Origin of the sequence: Bacillus sp. SIMBA_008, assembly GCF_046535495.1 — a bacterium.
In the GTDB taxonomy this organism is placed as follows: domain Bacteria; phylum Bacillota; class Bacilli; order Bacillales; family Bacillaceae; genus Bacillus; species Bacillus subtilis.
Genome location: NZ_JAWRWL010001173.1, coordinates 1 through 240, shown reverse-complemented (window position 1 = coordinate 240; position 240 = coordinate 1). Strand labels below are relative to the sequence as shown.

1 protein-coding gene is annotated in these 240 nt (G+C 38.3%); it reads left to right on the top strand.

Annotation, left to right across the window (positions count from 1 at the left end; genetic code table 11):
• The coding region (locus tag SB658_RS27150) for a tRNA-dihydrouridine synthase (protein ID WP_410603632.1) at window positions 1-240 on the top strand (240 nt) is incomplete at both ends.

The window sequence follows — 240 nt, the reverse complement described above, 5'->3', positions numbered from 1 at the left end:
AAGAAACTCTTGTAGATGCTGCGAAATACGTAGATAAATATACGACAGCAGACATTATTGATATTAATATGGGTTGCCCAGTACCGAAAATCATTAAGTGTGACGCGGGAGCAAAGTGGCTTTTAGACCCAAATAAAATATATGAAATGGTAGCGGCAGTTGTAGATGCTGTTGAAAAGCCGGTTACAGTTAAGATGCGTATTGGTTGGGATGCAGATCATATTTTTGCAATTGAGAATG